The sequence below is a fragment of the Flavobacterium granuli genome (genome assembly GCF_900129705.1).
Lineage (GTDB): Bacteria > Bacteroidota > Bacteroidia > Flavobacteriales > Flavobacteriaceae > Flavobacterium > Flavobacterium granuli.
This window is the reverse complement of record NZ_FQWO01000003.1, coordinates 216,558-234,297: the sequence shown is the minus strand read 5'-3', so window position 1 is coordinate 234,297 and position 17,740 is coordinate 216,558. Positions and strand designations below refer to the sequence as shown.

General features: G+C 34.4%; 21 protein-coding genes. 17 read left to right on the top strand and 4 right to left on the bottom strand.

The features are described 5' to 3' along the window. Positions 1-193: 193 nt before the first annotated feature. The 3 genes from BUB25_RS06110 (at position 194) to uraH (ending at position 2,452) form a co-directional block, all read left to right on the top strand. Positions 194-1,273, top strand: a complete 1,080-nt coding sequence (locus BUB25_RS06110) for an acyltransferase family protein (protein WP_072941785.1) — start codon at positions 194-196, stop codon at positions 1,271-1,273. Between the two features lie 221 nt (positions 1,274-1,494). Next, entirely contained in the window at positions 1,495-2,019 is a 525-nt protein-coding gene (locus tag BUB25_RS06105) for a GlcG/HbpS family heme-binding protein (RefSeq protein WP_072941783.1), read from the top strand. A 25-nt stretch (positions 2,020-2,044) separates the two neighbouring features. Further along, positions 2,045-2,452 (top strand): hydroxyisourate hydrolase, encoded by a 408-nt coding sequence (uraH, locus tag BUB25_RS06100; protein ID WP_072941780.1) that lies wholly within the window; start codon positions 2,045-2,047, stop codon positions 2,450-2,452. A gap of 81 nt (positions 2,453-2,533) precedes the next feature. Here the strand turns inward: uraH and BUB25_RS06095 are convergent, their stop codons facing one another. The 4 genes from BUB25_RS06095 to BUB25_RS06080 all read right to left on the bottom strand — a co-directional run bounded on the left by BUB25_RS06095 (position 2,534) and on the right by BUB25_RS06080 (position 6,311). Then, a complete protein-coding gene (locus BUB25_RS06095) occupies positions 2,534-2,740 on the bottom strand; it encodes a hypothetical protein (protein ID WP_072941776.1) in 207 nt (68 codons plus the stop codon). Positions 2,741-3,500: 760 nt separating this feature from the next. Continuing rightward, a complete protein-coding gene (locus BUB25_RS06090; protein WP_072941772.1) occupies positions 3,501-4,217 on the bottom strand; it encodes a hypothetical protein in 717 nt (238 codons plus the stop codon). Positions 4,218-4,353: 136 nt separating this feature from the next. After that, positions 4,354-5,934 (bottom strand): NADP-dependent glyceraldehyde-3-phosphate dehydrogenase, encoded by a 1,581-nt coding sequence (locus BUB25_RS06085; protein ID WP_072941768.1) that lies wholly within the window; start codon positions 5,932-5,934, stop codon positions 4,354-4,356. 65 nt (positions 5,935-5,999) lie between these two features. Then, positions 6,000-6,311: a rhodanese-like domain-containing protein gene (locus BUB25_RS06080; protein WP_072941762.1), complete on the bottom strand. Its 312-nt coding sequence runs from the start codon at positions 6,309-6,311 to the stop codon at positions 6,000-6,002. Positions 6,312-6,608: 297 nt separating this feature from the next. On the opposite strand from BUB25_RS06080, the gene BUB25_RS06075 reads away from it, so the two are divergent. The 14 genes from BUB25_RS06075 to BUB25_RS06010 all read left to right on the top strand — a co-directional run bounded on the left by BUB25_RS06075 (position 6,609) and on the right by BUB25_RS06010 (position 17,734). Next, complete coding sequence (locus BUB25_RS06075) at positions 6,609-7,235, top strand: Crp/Fnr family transcriptional regulator (protein WP_072941753.1); 627 nt, start codon at positions 6,609-6,611, stop codon at positions 7,233-7,235. Between the two features lie 73 nt (positions 7,236-7,308). Then, positions 7,309-8,097: a sulfite exporter TauE/SafE family protein gene (locus tag BUB25_RS06070; RefSeq protein ID WP_072941733.1), complete on the top strand. Its 789-nt coding sequence runs from the start codon at positions 7,309-7,311 to the stop codon at positions 8,095-8,097. Between the two features lie 80 nt (positions 8,098-8,177). Then, positions 8,178-9,590: an MBL fold metallo-hydrolase gene (locus BUB25_RS06065; RefSeq protein WP_072941730.1), complete on the top strand. Its 1,413-nt coding sequence runs from the start codon at positions 8,178-8,180 to the stop codon at positions 9,588-9,590. 98 nt (positions 9,591-9,688) lie between these two features. Next, entirely contained in the window at positions 9,689-9,895 is a 207-nt protein-coding gene (locus BUB25_RS06060; protein ID WP_072941727.1) for a YgaP family membrane protein, read from the top strand. Between the two features lies 1 nt (position 9,896). Next, entirely contained in the window at positions 9,897-10,724 is an 828-nt protein-coding gene (locus BUB25_RS06055; protein ID WP_072941724.1) for a methyltransferase, read from the top strand. A gap of 3 nt (positions 10,725-10,727) precedes the next feature. Beyond that, positions 10,728-10,919, top strand: coding sequence for a hypothetical protein (locus tag BUB25_RS06050; protein WP_072941721.1), 192 nt, complete (start codon positions 10,728-10,730; stop codon positions 10,917-10,919). Positions 10,920-11,209: 290 nt separating this feature from the next. Further along, on the top strand, positions 11,210-11,515 hold the full coding sequence (gene trxA, locus BUB25_RS06045) for a thioredoxin (protein WP_072941718.1): 306 nt from the start codon (positions 11,210-11,212) through the stop codon (positions 11,513-11,515). Then, positions 11,512-11,706 (top strand): hypothetical protein, encoded by a 195-nt coding sequence (locus BUB25_RS06040; RefSeq protein ID WP_072941714.1) that lies wholly within the window; start codon positions 11,512-11,514, stop codon positions 11,704-11,706. The genes trxA and BUB25_RS06040 overlap by 4 nt, the downstream gene beginning before the upstream one ends. A gap of 260 nt (positions 11,707-11,966) precedes the next feature. After that, the gene (locus tag BUB25_RS06035) at positions 11,967-12,419 is read left to right on the top strand and encodes a MarR family winged helix-turn-helix transcriptional regulator (RefSeq protein ID WP_072941711.1); all 453 of its coding nucleotides are present in this window, start codon (positions 11,967-11,969) and stop codon (positions 12,417-12,419) included. A 12-nt stretch (positions 12,420-12,431) separates the two neighbouring features. Beyond that, complete coding sequence (locus BUB25_RS06030) at positions 12,432-13,064, top strand: NAD(P)H-dependent oxidoreductase (RefSeq protein ID WP_072941709.1); 633 nt, start codon at positions 12,432-12,434, stop codon at positions 13,062-13,064. Between the two features lie 29 nt (positions 13,065-13,093). Continuing rightward, on the top strand, positions 13,094-13,660 hold the full coding sequence (locus BUB25_RS06025; protein ID WP_072941707.1) for a YceI family protein: 567 nt from the start codon (positions 13,094-13,096) through the stop codon (positions 13,658-13,660). Positions 13,661-13,883: 223 nt separating this feature from the next. After that, the gene (locus BUB25_RS06020) at positions 13,884-14,450 is read left to right on the top strand and encodes a YceI family protein (RefSeq protein WP_072941703.1); all 567 of its coding nucleotides are present in this window, start codon (positions 13,884-13,886) and stop codon (positions 14,448-14,450) included. Between the two features lie 283 nt (positions 14,451-14,733). Further along, a complete protein-coding gene (locus BUB25_RS06015) occupies positions 14,734-16,011 on the top strand; it encodes a hypothetical protein (RefSeq protein WP_072941692.1) in 1,278 nt (425 codons plus the stop codon). A gap of 322 nt (positions 16,012-16,333) precedes the next feature. Then, positions 16,334-17,734, top strand: a complete 1,401-nt coding sequence (locus BUB25_RS06010) for an anthranilate synthase component I family protein (protein WP_072941689.1) — start codon at positions 16,334-16,336, stop codon at positions 17,732-17,734. The last annotated feature ends 6 nt before the right edge of the window (positions 17,735-17,740 follow it).

Sequence of the window (17,740 nt, the reverse complement as noted above, 5' to 3'; positions counted from 1 at the left end):
CTTTCATCAAAAGTTGTTTTTAATTTTTAGCTTCCGGCATTCCTTCGGCACATTTCTCTTAATGGGATTATCAATCCATGTTTTCGAACACACATTTTGAGATCCTTTCAAATAATGTAGTGTTTTTTGTCTATTTTTGAAAATACGAAAGATGTAAAAACAAAAAAAACCAAGAAACCAAACGTTTATCGACATGCAAAATAATAGCTCCGACATTTTAAAGACCAAACAACATTTTCAAATTCTTGATGGTTTAAGAGGAATTGCCGCTTTGGCCATTGTCCTTTTTCATTTTATGGAAATCGTTTATGAACCCAGCAAAAATTTTATCGCACATGGTTTTCTTGCGGTCGATTTTTTCTTTTGTTTATCTGGATTTGTTATCGCCTATGCATATCATGACCGCATTGGTAAAATGGGAACTATAGAGTTCTTTAAATCAAGACTAATCAGATTGCATCCTCTGGTTGTTTTTGGTTCGGTATTGGGTTTGTTGGCTTTTCTGTTTGACCCTTTTAGCAGTCATCCTGAAACCTACGAAACGGGTAAATTGATTTTGATATTTCTGGCTTCCCTATTTCTGATTCCTTTTGCAGCAATGCCCGACCGATATTTTAACTTATTTGGTTTGAATGCGCCCGCCTGGTCGTTGTTTTGGGAGTATGTCGCCAATATCCTTTATGCACTTTTCCTTCACAAATTAAGCCGACGTTCCCTCTTATTCTTAACCGTCATTGCTGCCGCAGGACTCTGTTTTGCCAGTAACCGCGCGGATGGTTCCTTGCTGGGCGGATGGAATGACACTAGCTTTTGGGATGGCGGTGCTCGTATTTCATATTCCTTTTTAGCGGGTATGTTGATTTATCGTTCCAATTGGATTATTAAATCAAAACTAAGTTTTGTAGGTCTATCCATATTACTACTCCTAGCCTTCTTAATTCCCTTTTCGGATTGGAATTGGCTGACTGAGCCCATAATTGTAATGTTCTATTTCCCCTTACTAATCGCTATAGGCGCAGGAGCCACGCTAAATCAAGGATTCGAAAAAACAGCCAGCTTCCTCGGAAAAATATCCTATCCTTTATACATGACGCATTATGCTGTGATGTGGATGTTCGCGAGCTATTACACAAGCCATAAACCGGGAACAGCCCAACTCACTTTTATCATCATAAGCGGAACACTTCTTTTGGTTGGTCTTGCCTATTTAACCATGAGATGCTATGATATTCCACTTCGAAAGTATTTAACCGAAAGAAGAAAAAAATTCTGATTTTAAATCCGGTTGGCGATAGTCAATCGGATTTTTTCATTAGTCTTAGCCTGCAATTCAAAGCAAAAATTAATGTGTAAAAAGACAAATTTCTTTTTTCTTCAAAACCTTTTATAATTCAATTTAATGTTTGTCAAAATAAAAGTACTTTTCAAAAACGTTGACTTAGGTCAACCTTTTAATTTTATAAAACGTTTAACTTTGTAAAAAAATCATTAAACATGAAAAAATTACTTTTTATATTAATCTTCATCACAACAACTTGTATCGGACAAGTCAATCCTGAGAAAAAACTCAGGACAAATTCAGTTGAGAGATATGTTAAATCCGTTGACAATCTGACTTTGGAAGCTTCTTATGAATTGACAAAACGCGCAAGCGAAACCGCAAATTCATTGGGTAAAAAAGTTACCATTACAATTCTGGACGCTTCAGGAAACATTTTGATGACAACCAGAGGAGAAAATGTAGGTCCGCATAATACGGAAGCTTCAAGAAGAAAAGCCTTTACTGCTTTATCCACCAAAACGGCCACGCTTGCCTTGCTAAGGAATGCCAAATCAAATCCAGATACCCAAAATTTAAATACATTACCGGAACTACTGCTTTTGAGCGGAGGAGCTCCTGTATGGTACAACGGAAACGTAATTGGAAGTATTGGTATAGCAGGCGGAGGAAGTGCTGAAAATGATGATCTAATTGCTAAATCAGCCTCGATTTCTGAACTGGGAATAACTGTAAAATAATTTTAAACTTTAAAAATCAAAAAAAATGAAAAATTCAATCTTGACATTAATTTTAGCTTTGATCACAACAGCAAGCTTTGCACAAAAAAGCACCTACCAACTATCAAGTCATATTTTGGATGTTAGCAAAGGAACTCCTGCTGCAGGAGTCAGTATCAAATTGGAAAAACAAAATGAGCAAACCAAAACATGGCAGTTTGTAGATGAAAAAACTACTGACAAAAATGGAAGAATTACAGATTTTCTAAATTCTGAAAAAGCAAACCTTGGAATTTATAAACTAACTTATTTCGTAAGTGACTATTTCAAAAAAAATAATACCGAGAGCTTTTATCCCTTTATTGAGGTCGTTTTTCAAATTAAAGATAACAGCCATTACCACGTACCAATAACACTTTCGGCTTATGGTTATTCAACTTATAGAGGAAATTAAAAAAAAGCAGCTCGTTTAAAAAATTAAACGAGCTGTTTTGTTATTTTTATTAACTTTTGGTAATAATAAGTTTGCCCCTCATTAATTGCTATACTGAAGTTCTTCGTTTTCAACCTCACTACAATCCATAAAAATCTCCGGTTCTCTTATTGAATGCCAATAGTCTACCAGTATGCTTAACACCACATCTTTTAAACCACTCAAAGAGGTTTCATTTTGATCTTCTTCATCCTTAATCACTTCAATCAATAATTCGTTAACCTTTCTAATTTTTTCTGAATTTGTCATAATTATTATTATTCAATTGTTAAACCTCTTTTTGTCTGTGAAATATATTTCTTACATATACAAAGCACACTATCAAAGTCTTTTATAATAAAAAGAAACCTTAGCATACTCTATATTAATGTTCCAAAAATACACGGATTGACTATTGCTAACAATACCCACTTTTAGTGATATTTCAATTAGAAAAGAAGCTCCTATTTTAAAGAATACGACTACATAATAACAACAACAATTTCAAAACCAATTATTTACAATAAAACAAAATAAGACAACTAGTAAAAAGAGAAAAACAAAAATAATCTTTTAGCTTAAAATCTATTTTTGCTAAGAGCAAAATATAAGACCTTAAAGTATTTCTTAGTCTAAGTGATAAAACTTTTTAATTAAGTAGTTCAATATTATATATAGCAAACTTAAAATCACACCAAAAGACAATAAAAAACTAAGTAAGTTAATTACAATATTAGGAATAAACTTCAATCTGGGATGGCTATAATAGGGTTCCCGATGCAGCCGCTCGTGAATATTTTGTTTTATTATTTTAATTTTCTTTTTGATGCTTTTTTATTTTAGAATATCCACAAAATGAGTAGAAATTATTCGATTATTTTAACGAAGTTGATTTGTTTTCAATTACTTAAAAACTTTAAACATTCTAATTTAAGAAATTAAATTTACATAACTGTATTGGTGACCCAATAAAAAACCGCTTGGCCTGAATCAGCAACGCGGTCTCTATCTATACAATCAAAGTATTTTATTAATCCACTAACTTATAAAAAAATAGCTGTGGTTGTCCTTCTACTCCTGCTTCCATCATTAGCTTTTTCATTGCTTCAGAATTGATTCTAGCCTTAGCCTTCTCCAAATCTGAAATGGCAAAAACTAAACTCACGACATTAGGATCATCAATACTTCTGGCCATTCCGCGGTCAATAAGTCCGTATTCCATTCTCTTATTGATTCCCTCGGCATCATACACTTTAAGCCAAGCATCAAAATCCTTCACCCGATGCGTCACCATCAACCGGTCTTTTAGATTAATCTTGCTGTCATCATTGCGTATCACATCATAAAAAGAGAACTCGGGCGAACTGATTACCCCGGCTTTTTTCATAAGCTCTTTGAGACTAGGCATGGCACTAAATTCCTTAGCCTTCATCACATCATCCATTTTATCGATTATGATAATGGTATTGGCGTCATCCATTCCCCTACCCATAACAAAATGGGTTATACCATACATTTTTCTTATGGAATCGTGTGCATCATATGCTATTCTCCATTTAGCATAATCTGCCACTTTATGCTTAATGGCTATAATTTTAAAAGGCATAAATGGCAGGCTCGTGCTATCCATCTCTTTTATTTCAGTGACTTCCTCTTTTTGTTCTGATTTATTGTTCTTGCAAGAGAAAACGACAACCATAAAAAAAACAATCAAAATAGGATTCAAAATCTTTTTTAAGTTTTTCATAGTATTCTTTTTTAAAGTTATTTGGCTTAGTAAATATAATGAAATAAACACTGAAAATCAGTTACTTACAGCTTATTTTAACAAAAAAAACCGTCTCGCAAAAACGAGACGGTTTCATTTTTTTAATTAAAAAACATTACAAAATATAATCGGTGGTGATAAAATTAGATTTATCGCTATTTAACAACGCCTGTAAAATTTCATTGTTGTACTCATTGTCTTTTGAGGCAACAAAAGTTCGTATTGAAAAAGAGCGCAAAGCATCATGAATACTCAAAGTTCCCACCGCTGAATCTTTTCTTCCTGTAAATGGATAAATATCCGGTCCTCTCTGGCAAGAACTGTTTAGGTTAACACGACAAACTAAATTGACTAATGTATCAATCAGCGGTGCAATGGTTGTAATGTCTTTTCCAAACAAACTTACTTGTTGACCATAATTCGATTCAGCCATATCGTTCAAAGGCTCTTGAATGTCCTTGAAAGAGATAATAGGCACAACTGGTCCAAACTGTTCTTCGTGATACACACGCATTTCCTTGTTGACCGGAAACAAAACCGCAGGGAAAATATAATTAGGCGTTTGTTCGCCTCCTTTTTCGTTAATAACTTGAGCTCCTTTGCTCTTGGCATCATCAATCAAATCTTGTATATAAGCTGGCTTATCTTTTTCAGGCAATGGGGTCAGCATTACTGCTTTGTCCCAAGGATTTCCAAAAGAAAGCGCGTCCACCTTAGCGGCAAAACGCCTGTTGAATTCTTCAGCAATTGTCTCATGAACATACAAAACCTTCAAGGCTGTACAACGCTGTCCATTGAAAGATAAAGAACCAACAATACATTCTTGGATAGCCAAATCTAAATCGGCATCGGCCAAAATTATCGCTGGATTTTTGGCTTCCAATCCTAAAATTAAACGCAGCCTGTTTTTATTAGGATGTAAATCTTGCAAGGCAATCGCCGATTTACTGTTTCCAATTAAAGCCAAAACATCTATTTTACCCGAAGCCATAATAGGTGAAGCCACTTCACGACCTCTGCCATAAATTACATTAATGACTCCTTTTGGGAAACTGCTTCTAAAGGCTTCCAATAATGGCGACAATAATAAAACACCATGTTTTGCAGGCTTAAAGACAACCGTATTTCCCATTATCAATGCCGGAATAAGCAAGGAGAAGGTTTCATTTAGAGGATAATTATAAGGTCCTAAACACAATACTACTCCTAAAGGTCCTCGACGAATCATCGCATTTATACCTTGGCTTTTGGTAAAACGGGCACTGTTGCGATCTAATTGCTTATAATCCTCGATAGTATCATAAATGTATTCTACAGTTCTGTCAAATTCTTTTTGAGAATCTGGCAGAGATTTACCAATTTCCCACATTAAATACTTCACGACCTCGGCACGCTTTTCGGTCATTTGTGTCACAAAATTGGTCATGCACTTAATCCGATCGGCTACTTTCATCGTAGGCCATTGCCCCTGACCGTTATTGTAAGCATCGGCGGCGGCATTCACGGCTTCGAGTCCTTCTTTTTCTCCCATGAAAGGAATAGATCCTAACAAAGTAGGTGCATATGCTGTAGTTGATGAAATAGTTGAGAATACACCGGATGTTTGCCCTTCCCATTTTTTTAATTCTCCATTTACTAAATAAGAATCTTGGTTAAGTAAAGCATTAATCTGAAACTCTTCTGGTATTAAATTCATTTTTTGGTTATTTTGGTTATTCTAATAATTTACATAAAAAAAGAGGCATTGGCCTCCTTTTAGTCTTATGGTGAAACGATATCTCCATTCCACTCTAAAATTCCGCCAATTAGGTTATAGGCATTTTCAAAACCTAATTCATTCATGATTTCGCATGCTTTTGCACTTCTGGCTCCAGAACGGCAATACACATAATAATTTTTATTCTTGTCTAAAGTTTCCAGTTCCGAAATAAAACCCTGACCTTTATGAATATCTATATTTATAGCATTGGGTATAATTCCATCATTATACTCATCTTCAGTTCTTACATCTAATATCACCGAATTCTCATCCTCTACAAGTTGAGAAATCCAATCTTCTTGTGTTAAATTCATAGTGTGTTTTTTTTGTAAAAATACAATGTTTTTATCAAAGACAGTACTGCCTGTTTATGAATTAGAGAATAATTCGAAGAAAACGTTTTCGCTAAACCTTATTAATCAGTCAACTATAAAATAAGCTAATAAATCCATAATATCTAACCCATTAAATCCATAGACAATAAATAAAAAACAATTATCACTTTTATATTTCCATTTTCATTTTTGGTTTTATAAAGTTCCTATGCCATATTCAATTTTTAACTTACTTTTACAGTAGCTCCAACAAAAAAACTTTCTAAAAAAACTGAAATGCAGCATTCTTTAAAGAAATTATTCCCTTCCTTTTCAGATGATCTTATCGATGAAATTGAATCAAATGCAATTTGGCAGTCTTACAAAGCCGGCGATGTTATTATGCGTACAGGCCAGTATATCAACTACACTCTTTTAATTACCAAAGGGCAAGTAAAAATTTACCGCGAAGGAGAAAACGGTGGAGAATTCTTTATGTATTACTTACAGCCGGGTCAAGCCTGTGCCGTTTCTATGATTTGTGCTACCAAAAGTCAGACCAGCCAAATCATGGCAAAAGTAGTTGAAGATGTCGAACTGATCATGATTCCGCTTTCGCTAATGGAAAAATGGATGATGCAGTACCGCAGTTGGTATGAATTTGTAATATTGACCTATCGCACCCGATTTGAAGAAATCCTGGAAGTGGTAGACAGCATCGCATTTAGAGCCATGGACGAACGTTTGGAATTTTACCTAAAACGCCATGCCGAAGCTTGCCACTGCAAAGAATTAAAATTATCGCATCAAGAAATCGCCATTGAACTCAATACTTCCAGAGAGGTAATTTCGCGCTTGCTTAAAAAAATGGAACAACGAGGTTTAGTGCGATTGCACCGCAATAATATTGAACTTTTGACATAAAAAAAGACGCAATGTGACAAATGTTACTGTTTGTGCATCAAATACAGGCAACCTTTGTAATAAAAAATAATAAATGGAACTTTTAGGATATTTTGCTTCAATCATCATTGGTCTTTCTTTGGGTTTAATAGGAGGAGGAGGATCCATACTCACCATTCCTATCCTCGTTTATCTCTTCAAAATAGATCCTGAAAACGCCACCAGTTATTCTCTTTTTATAGTGGGAATCACTTCCTTATTTGGATGTATCAGTCATTATAAAATGGGAAATCTTAAAATCAAATCGGCGATGTATTTTGCCATTCCATCGATTTTTTCCATCCTGATTATTCGCGAAGTTATTTTCCCCAAAATTGCCTCGACAATTTTCTCCATTGCGTCCTATGAAGTGTCCAAAAACTTTCTGATTATGATTGTTTTTTCAGTGCTAATGATGGCTGCCGCCATATCGATGATACGCAAAACAAAAACTGTAGAAATTCCTCCAAAAACCAATTATATGCAGCTGGGAATAATCGGTTTTTTTGTTGGGATCGTAACCGGATTTTTAGGCGCTGGAGGCGGATTTTTAATCATACCTGCTTTATTGTTTTTTGCTAATTTACCTATGAAACAAGCCGTTGGTACTTCCTTATTAATCATTTTCATCAATTCCAGTATTGGTTTTGCTGGTGACTTGTATATTGGTATGCCTATTGACTATCCCTTTTTGATCATGATTTCAAGTATTGCCCTTATAGGAATGCTTATCGGAATCAAGCTTTCGAAAAAAATAGATGGAACTAAATTAAAACCCATCTTTGGGTGGTTTGTATTAGTAATGGGAATCTATATTATAACCAAAGAAATCTTCTTTAAATAAAACCATATTGTGTAACAATAGTCACTTTAAAATTGAAACACAAGAGTTACCTTTGTATAAGAATCTAAAAATAAAAAATCATGCAAATAGAACAAATATATACCGGATGTTTAGCCCAAGGCGCTTACTATATAACTTCAAATGGGGAAGCGGCGATCATAGATCCGCTAAGAGAAGTTCAACCCTATTTGGACCGCTTAGAACGTGACAATGTAAAGCTGAAATATATTTTTGAAACTCATTTTCATGCTGATTTTGTTTCAGGTCATATCGATTTGAGTAAAAAAACAGCTGCTCCAATTGTTTATGGCCCCACCGCCAATCCTGAATTTGAAGCTACCATAGCTGCTGACGGTCAGGAATTCAACATTGGAAACATCAAAATAAAAGCATTGCATACTCCCGGACATACCATGGAAAGCACTACTTATTTATTGATCGATGAAAACGGAAAAGAACATGCCATCTTCTCTGGAGACACCTTATTTATTGGTGATGTAGGAAGACCCGATTTAGCTCAAAAAGCTGCTTCAATGACACAAGAGCAATTAGCCGGAATATTATTCCATTCGTTAAGATCAAAAATAATGACCCTGGCCGATGATGTTATTGTATACCCTGCACACGGCGCTGGTAGTGCCTGCGGCAAAAACATGAGTAAAGAAACCGTATCAACTATAGGGCAACAAAAAGCGACAAATTATGCTTTGAGAGCCAATATGACCGAAGAGGAATTCATCAAGGAAGTAACCGATGGTTTATTGCCTCCTCCTGCTTATTTTGGGATGAATGTTGCTATGAACAAACAAGGTTACGAAAGCTTTGAAACCGTTTTAAACCATGGTATGAGAGCCATCAGTGCGAAAGATTTTGAAGCCGTTGTAAAAGATACCGGAGCCTTAATTTTAGACACTAGAAAAAATGGAGAATTTGCCAAAGGATTTATTCCGCAATCCATCAATATAGGAATCGAAGGTGATTTTGCTCCTTGGGTTGGCGCCTTAATTGCCGATGTAAAACAACCTATTATTCTGGTAACAGAAATGGGCCAGGAAGAAGAATCTGTAACGCGCTTAAGCCGTGTGGGCTTTGACAATCTGATAGGTCATCTGGAAGGTGGTTTTGAAGCTTGGAAAAAGACAGGAAAAGAAATCGATACCGTGAATAGAATCACTGCCGAGGAATTTTCTAAAGAACTAAAAATTGGCGAAAGCAAAGTAATTGACATTCGAAAAGAAAGTGAATATAGCGCAGAACATATTGATGAAGCTTATAGCAGACCTTTAGCTAATATCAATGATTGGATTAAAACTATAGACCCTAAGGAACCTTTCTTTCTTCATTGTGCCGGAGGATATCGCAGCATGATTGCCGCTTCAATTCTTCAGGCTCGCGGATTTAGAAATTTTAAAGAAATTGAAGGCGGTTTTAATGCTATTGCAAAAACCGAAGTACCCAAAACTGATTTTGTATGTCAAAGTAAGGTACTTTAAAAATTCAAAAAAAAACCTAAAAACACTCATTATCAATATATTATAATTTAAATTTACTATAGAATTATAACCTATTTTAATCATTTAAATTTTATATCATGAAAAAAAATATGGGTCAAACGGACAAGATCATTAGGGTTTTAATAGCGGTCGTTATTGGAGTATTGTATTTTACTCATACAATCAGCGGCACACTGGCTTTGATTTTAGGAGCATTTGCAATTGTATTTTTGATTACAAGCTTCCTAAGCTTTTGTCCATTGTACATCCCTTTTAAGATAAATACACGCGAAAAAATTAATTGACATGAATAAGGAACAATGCTGTGTGGTATCCTGCGAAAAACCTTTAGATCAGGAATATTGGGATGCACAATACAAAGCCCAGGCAACAGGATGGGATTTAGGAGAAATAGCACCACCTATTAAATCCTATATTGACACATTAACAAATAAAGATATAGCGATCTTAATTCCCGGCTGTGGCAATAGCTACGAAGCAGATTATCTTTTGGAAAAAGGCTTCACCAATATTAATGTTATTGATATTGCCCCAACCTTAGTTGAGAATTTAAAACAAAAGTTTGCTGCCAATAGCAATATAAAAATAATATTAGGTGATTTTTTTGAACACCAAGGCAGCTATGATTTGATTATTGAGCAAACCTTTTTCTGCGCATTGCCACCAACGATGCGTCAAAAGTACGTTTGGAAAATGCATCAGCTTTTAGCTGAAAATGGCATCTTAGCTGGCTTGCTATTTAATCGAACATTTGAAGTAAGTCCTCCATTTGGCGGAAGTAAAGAAGAATACGAAAATCTTTTTAATGGTGCTTTTGATTTTTTAAAAATAGATGTAGCTCAAAATTCAATTGCTCCAAGGGCCAATTCTGAATTGTTTTTTGAATTCAAAAAAAATGCAATTGAAGTCCATCTTTATGAATTTGAAGGCATTACTTGCAGTGGCTGCATGAATACTGTTACAACAAAATTTGAAGCATTAAACGATGTTCTAAACGCAAGCATGAGCACTGATTTTTCCGAAGTTTTGATTGTCAGTGAAAAAGAAATTCCATTAAAAGAACTACAAACAATTGTGTCTTATGATGAAAAATATAAAATAAAGAAAATATAAAAGATGAAACAACTACTCTTTACAAATTGGCACGCTATGCGAATGTTTCGTTTAGCTTTTGCTGGCTTCCTTTTTTATCAGGCTTATGTGAGCAAGGAATGGTTTTTTATTGCATTTGGCTTATTCTTCCTGTTCCAGGCACTATTTAATTTTGGTTGTGGCCCCAATGGTTGTAGTATTCCAAATAAAAAATAAATTAAAAAAGTGTATCAATCGAATTTAAATTCTTTTATACACTTTTTTAAAATCCGAAGAATTTTATTCTTAGAACAAATCCAAAGGCCTTAGTTTTTATTTTCACCTATTCACTTGTTTTACAAGACATTGCAAAACACGTACTAGATAGCAAAAGTATTCCAAGCTTAAAAAATTAAAAAAAAGTTAAATCCTTTTTAACGAATCAGTCCTTATCAGTAAGGGATAAATTTTGTAATTTTGAAACACTCATCAGCTTACAAAAGCTTAGCACCAAAAAAATAAACACCATGAATTCTAGTTTCAACACAATCATAAATTCAGAAAAACCCGTGCTGGTAGATTTTTTTGCCACATGGTGCGGTCCTTGCAAGATGCTGGGGCCTATTTTGAAAGAAGTAAAAGACAGCTTGGGGGATCGAATTTCGATTATAAAAATAGACGTGGATAAAAACCAACAATTGGCTTCGGTATACCAAGTTCGCGGCGTACCAACGATGATTTTATTCCAAAACGGAAAACAATTGTGGAGACAATCCGGTGTTTTGGAAAAAGACAACCTTATTAAAATCATCTTAGACAAAAGCAATCAATGAATAAAAAAGCAATCATCATCACCGGAATAGGAATAATTATTGGCGCCATCGGTGGCTATCTTTATTATCATTACGTAGGCTGTCTCTCCGGAAGTTGTGCCATAACTTCAAAGCCTTTAAATTCTACTTTATACGGAAGCCTATTGGGTGGTTTATTCTTCAATTTATTGATCAAAAAAGAGAAAAAATAACTCATTTTGACCAATTGTATGTATTTGATCAAATTTAGCATAGTGAGCTTTTTATCCAAATTTTGCTATAACAAACAATTATTTCAGAAAAATCTCTCAGAAAAATAATAGTGCTTAAAACCTCAAAAGCCTTTACAGTAAAGGCTTTTCTCCTCTATTCTACTGCCGAAAGAAAATTTTAATAAAAAAATATTCTTTTATTTGTATATACAAATAAAAAATGTGTTACATTTGTACCAACAAATTACATATGCACAAATATGAAAATTGAAGACGAAATAAAAAGCACGGTTCCATTAGATATTTCAAAAAAAATAATTCTGAACGTTTTATATACTCAAAATGTTATTACAGAAAATTTTAATGAAATTTTAAAACCTTATGAAATATCCGGAGAACAATATAATGTTTTACGCATACTAAGGGGGCAAAAAGGAAATCCTGCAAATATGTGCATGATTCAGGAACGCATGTTAGCCAAAACGAGTAATACCACCAGGCTTGTAGACAAATTACTATTGAAGAATCTGGTTACTCGTAATGTTTGCCCTGATAACCGTCGAAAAATTGAAGTTTTGATTACCCAAAAAGGTCTCGATATTCTGACCGAAATAGATCCTAAAGTAGTTAAACACGAAAGCTTTTTTTCGAACAAATTAAACTCTGAAGAACTGGAACAATTGAATATCCTATTAGAAAAATACAGAAATTAACACCTATAAACCATGAGCACCTTTATAAAAAATCAAAATTGGAGATATGCTACAAAGAAATTTGATGCTACTAAAAAAATATCTACAGAAGATTTAAGCTTATTAAAAGAAGCAATCCGCCTAAGCAGCTCTTCATACGGATTACAGCCGTATAAAGTACTTATTGTTGAAAATCCGGAATTGAGATTACAATTACAACAAGCCGCTTGGGGACAATCGCAAGTAGTAGATGCTTCTCACCTTATTATTTTTGCAAATGAAACTAACTTTGGAGAAGAAGGTATTAATAATTACTTCCAAAACGTAAGCGAAACAAGAGAAGTTCCGGTAGAAAGCATGAAAGGATATATGGATTTCATGAAATCCGCTATCACTTCACTTCCTGAAGAAGCCAGAAATAATTGGACTGCAAAACAAACTTATTTAGCTTTGGGTAACTTACTAAATGCCGCAGCCGAATTAAAAATTGATGTTACTCCAATGGAAGGCTTTGCTCCAGATAAAGTTAACGAAATACTGGGATTAGAAGCGCTGGGGCTTAATGCATCTGTTATGGCATCCATAGGATACCGTCATGAGGAAGACGCAACCCAACATTACAAAAAAGTTAGAAAATCAAACAACGAATTATTTATTACACTATAATTATTAATCTTAAAATCAAATTTAAACAAATGAAAAATTTAAAATCAATTGCATTAGCATTAGTAGTAGTTTTATCAACTGCATCAGTAACAGCACAAACTAAAAAAGTAGATGCTTCAGCAAGTACCATCAACTGGGTTGGAAAAAAAGTAACAGGACAGCACAACGGAACTGTTAACCTAAAAGACGGTGCTCTAGTTTTCAAAGGAAAAAAATTAACTGGAGGAACTTTTACAGTTGATATGACTTCATTAACAGCAACTGACTTAAAAGGAGAATACCAAGAAAAACTAAACGGACACTTGAAAGCGGACGATTTTTTTGGAACAGATAAATTTCCAACTTCAACCTTAGTATTCAAAACCATTAAAACGACCGCTAAAGATACTTATAATGTTACTGCTGCTTTAACAATAAAAGGAATCACAAAACCGGTAAACTTTAACATTAAAGTAAACGGTAATACTGCAACTACAACTTTTAATGTTGACAGAACAAAATATGATATCAAATACGGATCAAAAAGTTTCTTTGACAGCTTAGGAGACAAAGCCATTTCTGATGAATTTGAATTAGCTGTTTCTTTGAAAATGTAATTTTCAAAAACCAAACTGTACCAAACCCCAATAAGAAATTATTGGGGTTTCTTTTTTTATTTAAAACACAGAAATCCCTACAATACCTCAATAAAAATTAAAATACTAATAATCATTATTTTACAAAAAAAATCAATCCTTTTATTTAACTTTGATACACCAGATGCAATTAAGATAATTATTCGCAAACGAAATCTATTTTTAACCTTAAATGTGTACCAAAATGAAAAAATTAAAAATTATTGGAATCCTTGTGACCCTTCTGCTTACTTATGGAAACACCCAATCCCAAACCAAAAAAATTGACCTTACAAAAAGTAAAATTACTTGGACTGGTAAAAAAATAACAGGAGAGCATCAAGGCACTATCGATTTTAAAGAAGGCTACCTTATTATGAAAGATAATATGATTACCGGTGGAAGATTTGTTGCTGACATGACCACCTTGAATAACACAGACCAAACAGGAAAACCAAAACTAAACCTCGAAGGTCATTTAAAATCGGATGATTTTTTTGGAACCCAAAATTTCCCAACCTCAACATTAGTCTTCAAAACAATCCAGAACAAAGGAAAAAACAATTACAGCATCACCGCTGATTTGACCATTAAAGGCGTAACAAAACCAACCAAATTTGATTTGACCGTAAAAGACGATACCGCAACGGCAAAACTAATTGTAGACCGTACCAAATATGATATTAAATACGGCTCCGGAAGCTATTTTGAAGACTTGGGAGATAAGACCATCTACAATGATTTTGAATTAGAAGTATTTCTAAAAATGTAGTTGCCTACTTAAAATTCAAAAAAAGACTAGCCTCAATAAGAAATTATTGAGGCTTTTTTATTCTGCTTATCTCAATTTTGCAAATCACTTTCAACCATACAAAAACTAGAACCTCTAAAAACAGTATTTAAAATCTTGATTAACCTTTTAGTAACAAATACTTAATATCCAATAATTATCTAATTAATAAAAGGCAGCTAATTTTGAAAAAATAAAATCAAGAAATAAGCTCAATAGAAGTATTTCTGCGTTTTATGATAAAAATTGAAAACAAAATTGAATCATGAAAAAATTGCTTTTTATTCTAATCAGCTGTATGTTAAGTGCTCCATCAATCTATTCTCAGCAAGCAAAAGGGATTATTGGTCAAAACAATTGGTCAAACAATTGGACTAATTTCAAACCGGCAACTGAAGAATATCCCGAAGCCACCACCATTCTGACAGGAAAAATAGACAAAGACCTTACACTTCACAAGAAGCAAACCTACCGATTAATGGGCGTAGTTTATGTGACCAATAATGCCGTACTTACCATAGAACCAGGAACTGTTATAAGGGGCGATGTAGAAACATGCGGCACTCTTGTGATAACAAAAGGAGCCAAAATAATGGCCGAAGGGAAAGACACTGACCCCATCGTTTTTACATCAGATAAAAAAGCTTTCACAAGAAAACCAGGCGATTGGGGAGGCATAATCATCCTGGGGGACGCCCCTATCAACAAAATTGGCGGAGTCAGTTTCTTAGATTTTAATCTGGATCACATGATTAGTCAATATGGCGGACAAAATCCCGATAGCGACTCCGGTATATTAAAATATGTCCGAATTGAATTTTCAGGAAGAAAACTCAATGCCTTAAAAGAACTTAATGGACTATCACTGGCCGGAGTAGGCCGTCAATCTAAGTTTAGCTTCATACAAATCAGTTATTCTAATGACGATTCCTTCGAATGCTATGGCGGTGATGTCAATTTTGACAATCTCATTTCTTTTAGAGCCACCGATGATGACTTCGATTTTACCCAAGGAGCCCAATGCAACATAAACAACAGTATTGCCATTCGTTACCCTTATTCATCCGATATCTCAGGTTCGCGATGTTTTGAAATAGATTCTTTTGACAAAATCGAAAATTTAGACCCTACCAAAAAACTGACCAAAATAACAGCTGCCAATATTACTTTGGCTAATTTAGAAGAAAACAATCAGGGCTTAGTTCGAGAAGCGATCTACATCAAAGACAAAAGCTATTTCAGCCTTAGCAACAGTGTCGTTTCCGGATTTAAACTTTGTGTTTTACTGGACGCTAAAATTGCTAATATTTCAGCAAATTTGGCAAAAATAAATCTGCAAAACCTGCTTGTCAATAACTGCGAAGGAGGTATCCAAAGTGAAATTATTGAAAACGACCCAGACATAAAAAATTGGTATGGCAATGAATCTTTTTCCATAGAATATTCTAAACTGACTAACGAAGCGCTTTTTCTCCAACCTAATAATAAAAGGATACCTGATTTTAGATTAAAAACAAACACCGTATTAGTCAAAGGCTATTAAGCGCTGACAACAACTTTCTAATCAATTGAATAAAATTCTCAATTGCCATTAAAAGTATGTTTTTTTTTCAAACAAAAAAACAGCAGAATGTTTTTATTTTTCATTAAATAAGTTTGCCCTAATCAAATTTCATTTATATATTTGTGACCAATAAAAATAACATGAACACAATTTTAAACAATACTTGGTGGTGGAATAATTTACGTCAGTCGTCGTGAACTAAGCTCCTATAGTATTATTTAAACTATAAATATAAAAGGCTTGTCATCACGACAAGCCTTTTTTTTATGCCGAAATTTAACCTAACTAAAATACAAGCAAATTGAAATCTTATATCCTAAATACAAAATACAAGCAAATCCTTGCTGATACAATCACACCAGTAAGCGTATATTTCAAAATACGCGATAAATTCCCAAACAGTTTATTACTTGAAAGTAGCGATTATCATGGCAACGACAACAGTTTTTCTTATATCTGTTGCAACCCGATTGCATCGATAAAAGTGGAAAACGAAACCATCTATAAAACATTTCCCGATGGCAGTTCTGAGAAAATTGTAATCGATGCCAATACCGATATTCCGCAAGTGATTCAGGAATTTTCACATCAGTTCAAATCCGAGAAAAACGATTTCAAATTCATCAATAATGGATTGTTTGGTTACATTTCCTATGACGCTGTTCGTTATTTCGAAAAAGTAACTATTGCCAAAAAAGACAACAGCATCTCGATTCCGGATGTGTATTATGCGGTGTATCAAAATATAATTGCGATCAATCATTTTAAAAATGAAGCCTATATTTTTTGTCACAGCCTGGACGGCAGAAATAACATTTCGGAAATTGAGCAATTATTGCAGTCCCGAAATATTGCTTCGTATAAATTCACCAAAGAAGGAGAAGGTTTTTCAAATTTAACCGACGAAGAATTCAAACATAATGTGGCTTTGGCCAAAAAGCACTGTTTTAGAGGCGATGTTTTCCAATTAGTATTGTCCCGAAGATTCACCCAAGGTTTTAAAGGCGACGAATTCAATGTGTACAGAGCCTTAAGAAGCATTAATCCTTCGCCTTACCTATTCTTTTTTGATTATGGTGATTTCAAAATATTTGGTTCTTCGCCCGAAGCCCAAATTATTGTCAAAAAACGTAAAGCCGAAATTCATCCTATCGCCGGAACCTTCAAGCGAACAGGAAATGACGAACAGGATGCCATTCTTGCCAAACAATTATCGGAAGATAAAAAAGAAAATAGTGAACACGTGATGTTAGTCGATTTAGCCAGAAATGATTTGAGCCGAAACGGTCATGATGTCAATGTCGAAAAATACAGAGAAGTACAGTTTTTCTCCCATGTCATTCATTTGGTTTCCAAAGTGACCGGGCATTTACACGAAAAAGCCACAACGATGCAAGTTGTTGCCGATACTTTTCCTGCAGGAACATTAAGCGGAGCGCCAAAACACCGAGCGATGCAACTCATTGAAGACTATGAAAAAACCAATCGCAGTTTTTACGGTGGCGCCATAGGTTTTATGGATTTTGAAGGGAATTTTAATCATGCCATTATGATTCGAACTTTCCTCAGCAAAAACCATCAATTGCATTGCCAAGCTGGAGCTGGAATTGTAGCCAGTTCAGACGAAGAAAGCGAAATGCAGGAAGTCTACAACAAATTACGAGCGCTGAATAAGGCGCTGGACTTAGCAGAAACGATTTAAATAAAA

Coding starts and splice junctions, on each gene's coding strand:
- BUB25_RS06030 (WP_072941709.1), top strand. CDS start 12,432: ATGAGCACCTTTATAAAAAATCAAAATTGGAGATATGCTACAAAGAAA.
- BUB25_RS06070 (WP_072941733.1), top strand. CDS start 7,309: ATGGAACTTTTAGGATATTTTGCTTCAATCATCATTGGTCTTTCTTTG.
- uraH (WP_072941780.1), top strand. CDS start 2,045: ATGAAAAATTCAATCTTGACATTAATTTTAGCTTTGATCACAACAGCA.
- BUB25_RS06020 (WP_072941703.1), top strand. CDS start 13,884: ATGAAAAAATTAAAAATTATTGGAATCCTTGTGACCCTTCTGCTTACT.
- BUB25_RS06015 (WP_072941692.1), top strand. CDS start 14,734: ATGAAAAAATTGCTTTTTATTCTAATCAGCTGTATGTTAAGTGCTCCA.
- BUB25_RS06105 (WP_072941783.1), top strand. CDS start 1,495: ATGAAAAAATTACTTTTTATATTAATCTTCATCACAACAACTTGTATC.
- BUB25_RS06040 (WP_072941714.1), top strand. CDS start 11,512: ATGAATAAAAAAGCAATCATCATCACCGGAATAGGAATAATTATTGGC.
- BUB25_RS06090 (WP_072941772.1), bottom strand. CDS start 4,217: ATGAAAAACTTAAAAAAGATTTTGAATCCTATTTTGATTGTTTTTTTT.
- BUB25_RS06065 (WP_072941730.1), top strand. CDS start 8,178: ATGCAAATAGAACAAATATATACCGGATGTTTAGCCCAAGGCGCTTAC.
- BUB25_RS06060 (WP_072941727.1), top strand. CDS start 9,689: ATGAAAAAAAATATGGGTCAAACGGACAAGATCATTAGGGTTTTAATA.
- BUB25_RS06085 (WP_072941768.1), bottom strand. CDS start 5,934: ATGAATTTAATACCAGAAGAGTTTCAGATTAATGCTTTACTTAACCAA.
- BUB25_RS06080 (WP_072941762.1), bottom strand. CDS start 6,311: ATGAATTTAACACAAGAAGATTGGATTTCTCAACTTGTAGAGGATGAG.
- BUB25_RS06095 (WP_072941776.1), bottom strand. CDS start 2,740: ATGACAAATTCAGAAAAAATTAGAAAGGTTAACGAATTATTGATTGAA.
- BUB25_RS06110 (WP_072941785.1), top strand. CDS start 194: ATGCAAAATAATAGCTCCGACATTTTAAAGACCAAACAACATTTTCAA.
- BUB25_RS06050 (WP_072941721.1), top strand. CDS start 10,728: ATGAAACAACTACTCTTTACAAATTGGCACGCTATGCGAATGTTTCGT.
- BUB25_RS06055 (WP_072941724.1), top strand. CDS start 9,897: ATGAATAAGGAACAATGCTGTGTGGTATCCTGCGAAAAACCTTTAGAT.
- BUB25_RS06075 (WP_072941753.1), top strand. CDS start 6,609: ATGCAGCATTCTTTAAAGAAATTATTCCCTTCCTTTTCAGATGATCTT.
- BUB25_RS06035 (WP_072941711.1), top strand. CDS start 11,967: ATGAAAATTGAAGACGAAATAAAAAGCACGGTTCCATTAGATATTTCA.
- BUB25_RS06025 (WP_072941707.1), top strand. CDS start 13,094: ATGAAAAATTTAAAATCAATTGCATTAGCATTAGTAGTAGTTTTATCA.
- trxA (WP_072941718.1), top strand. CDS start 11,210: ATGAATTCTAGTTTCAACACAATCATAAATTCAGAAAAACCCGTGCTG.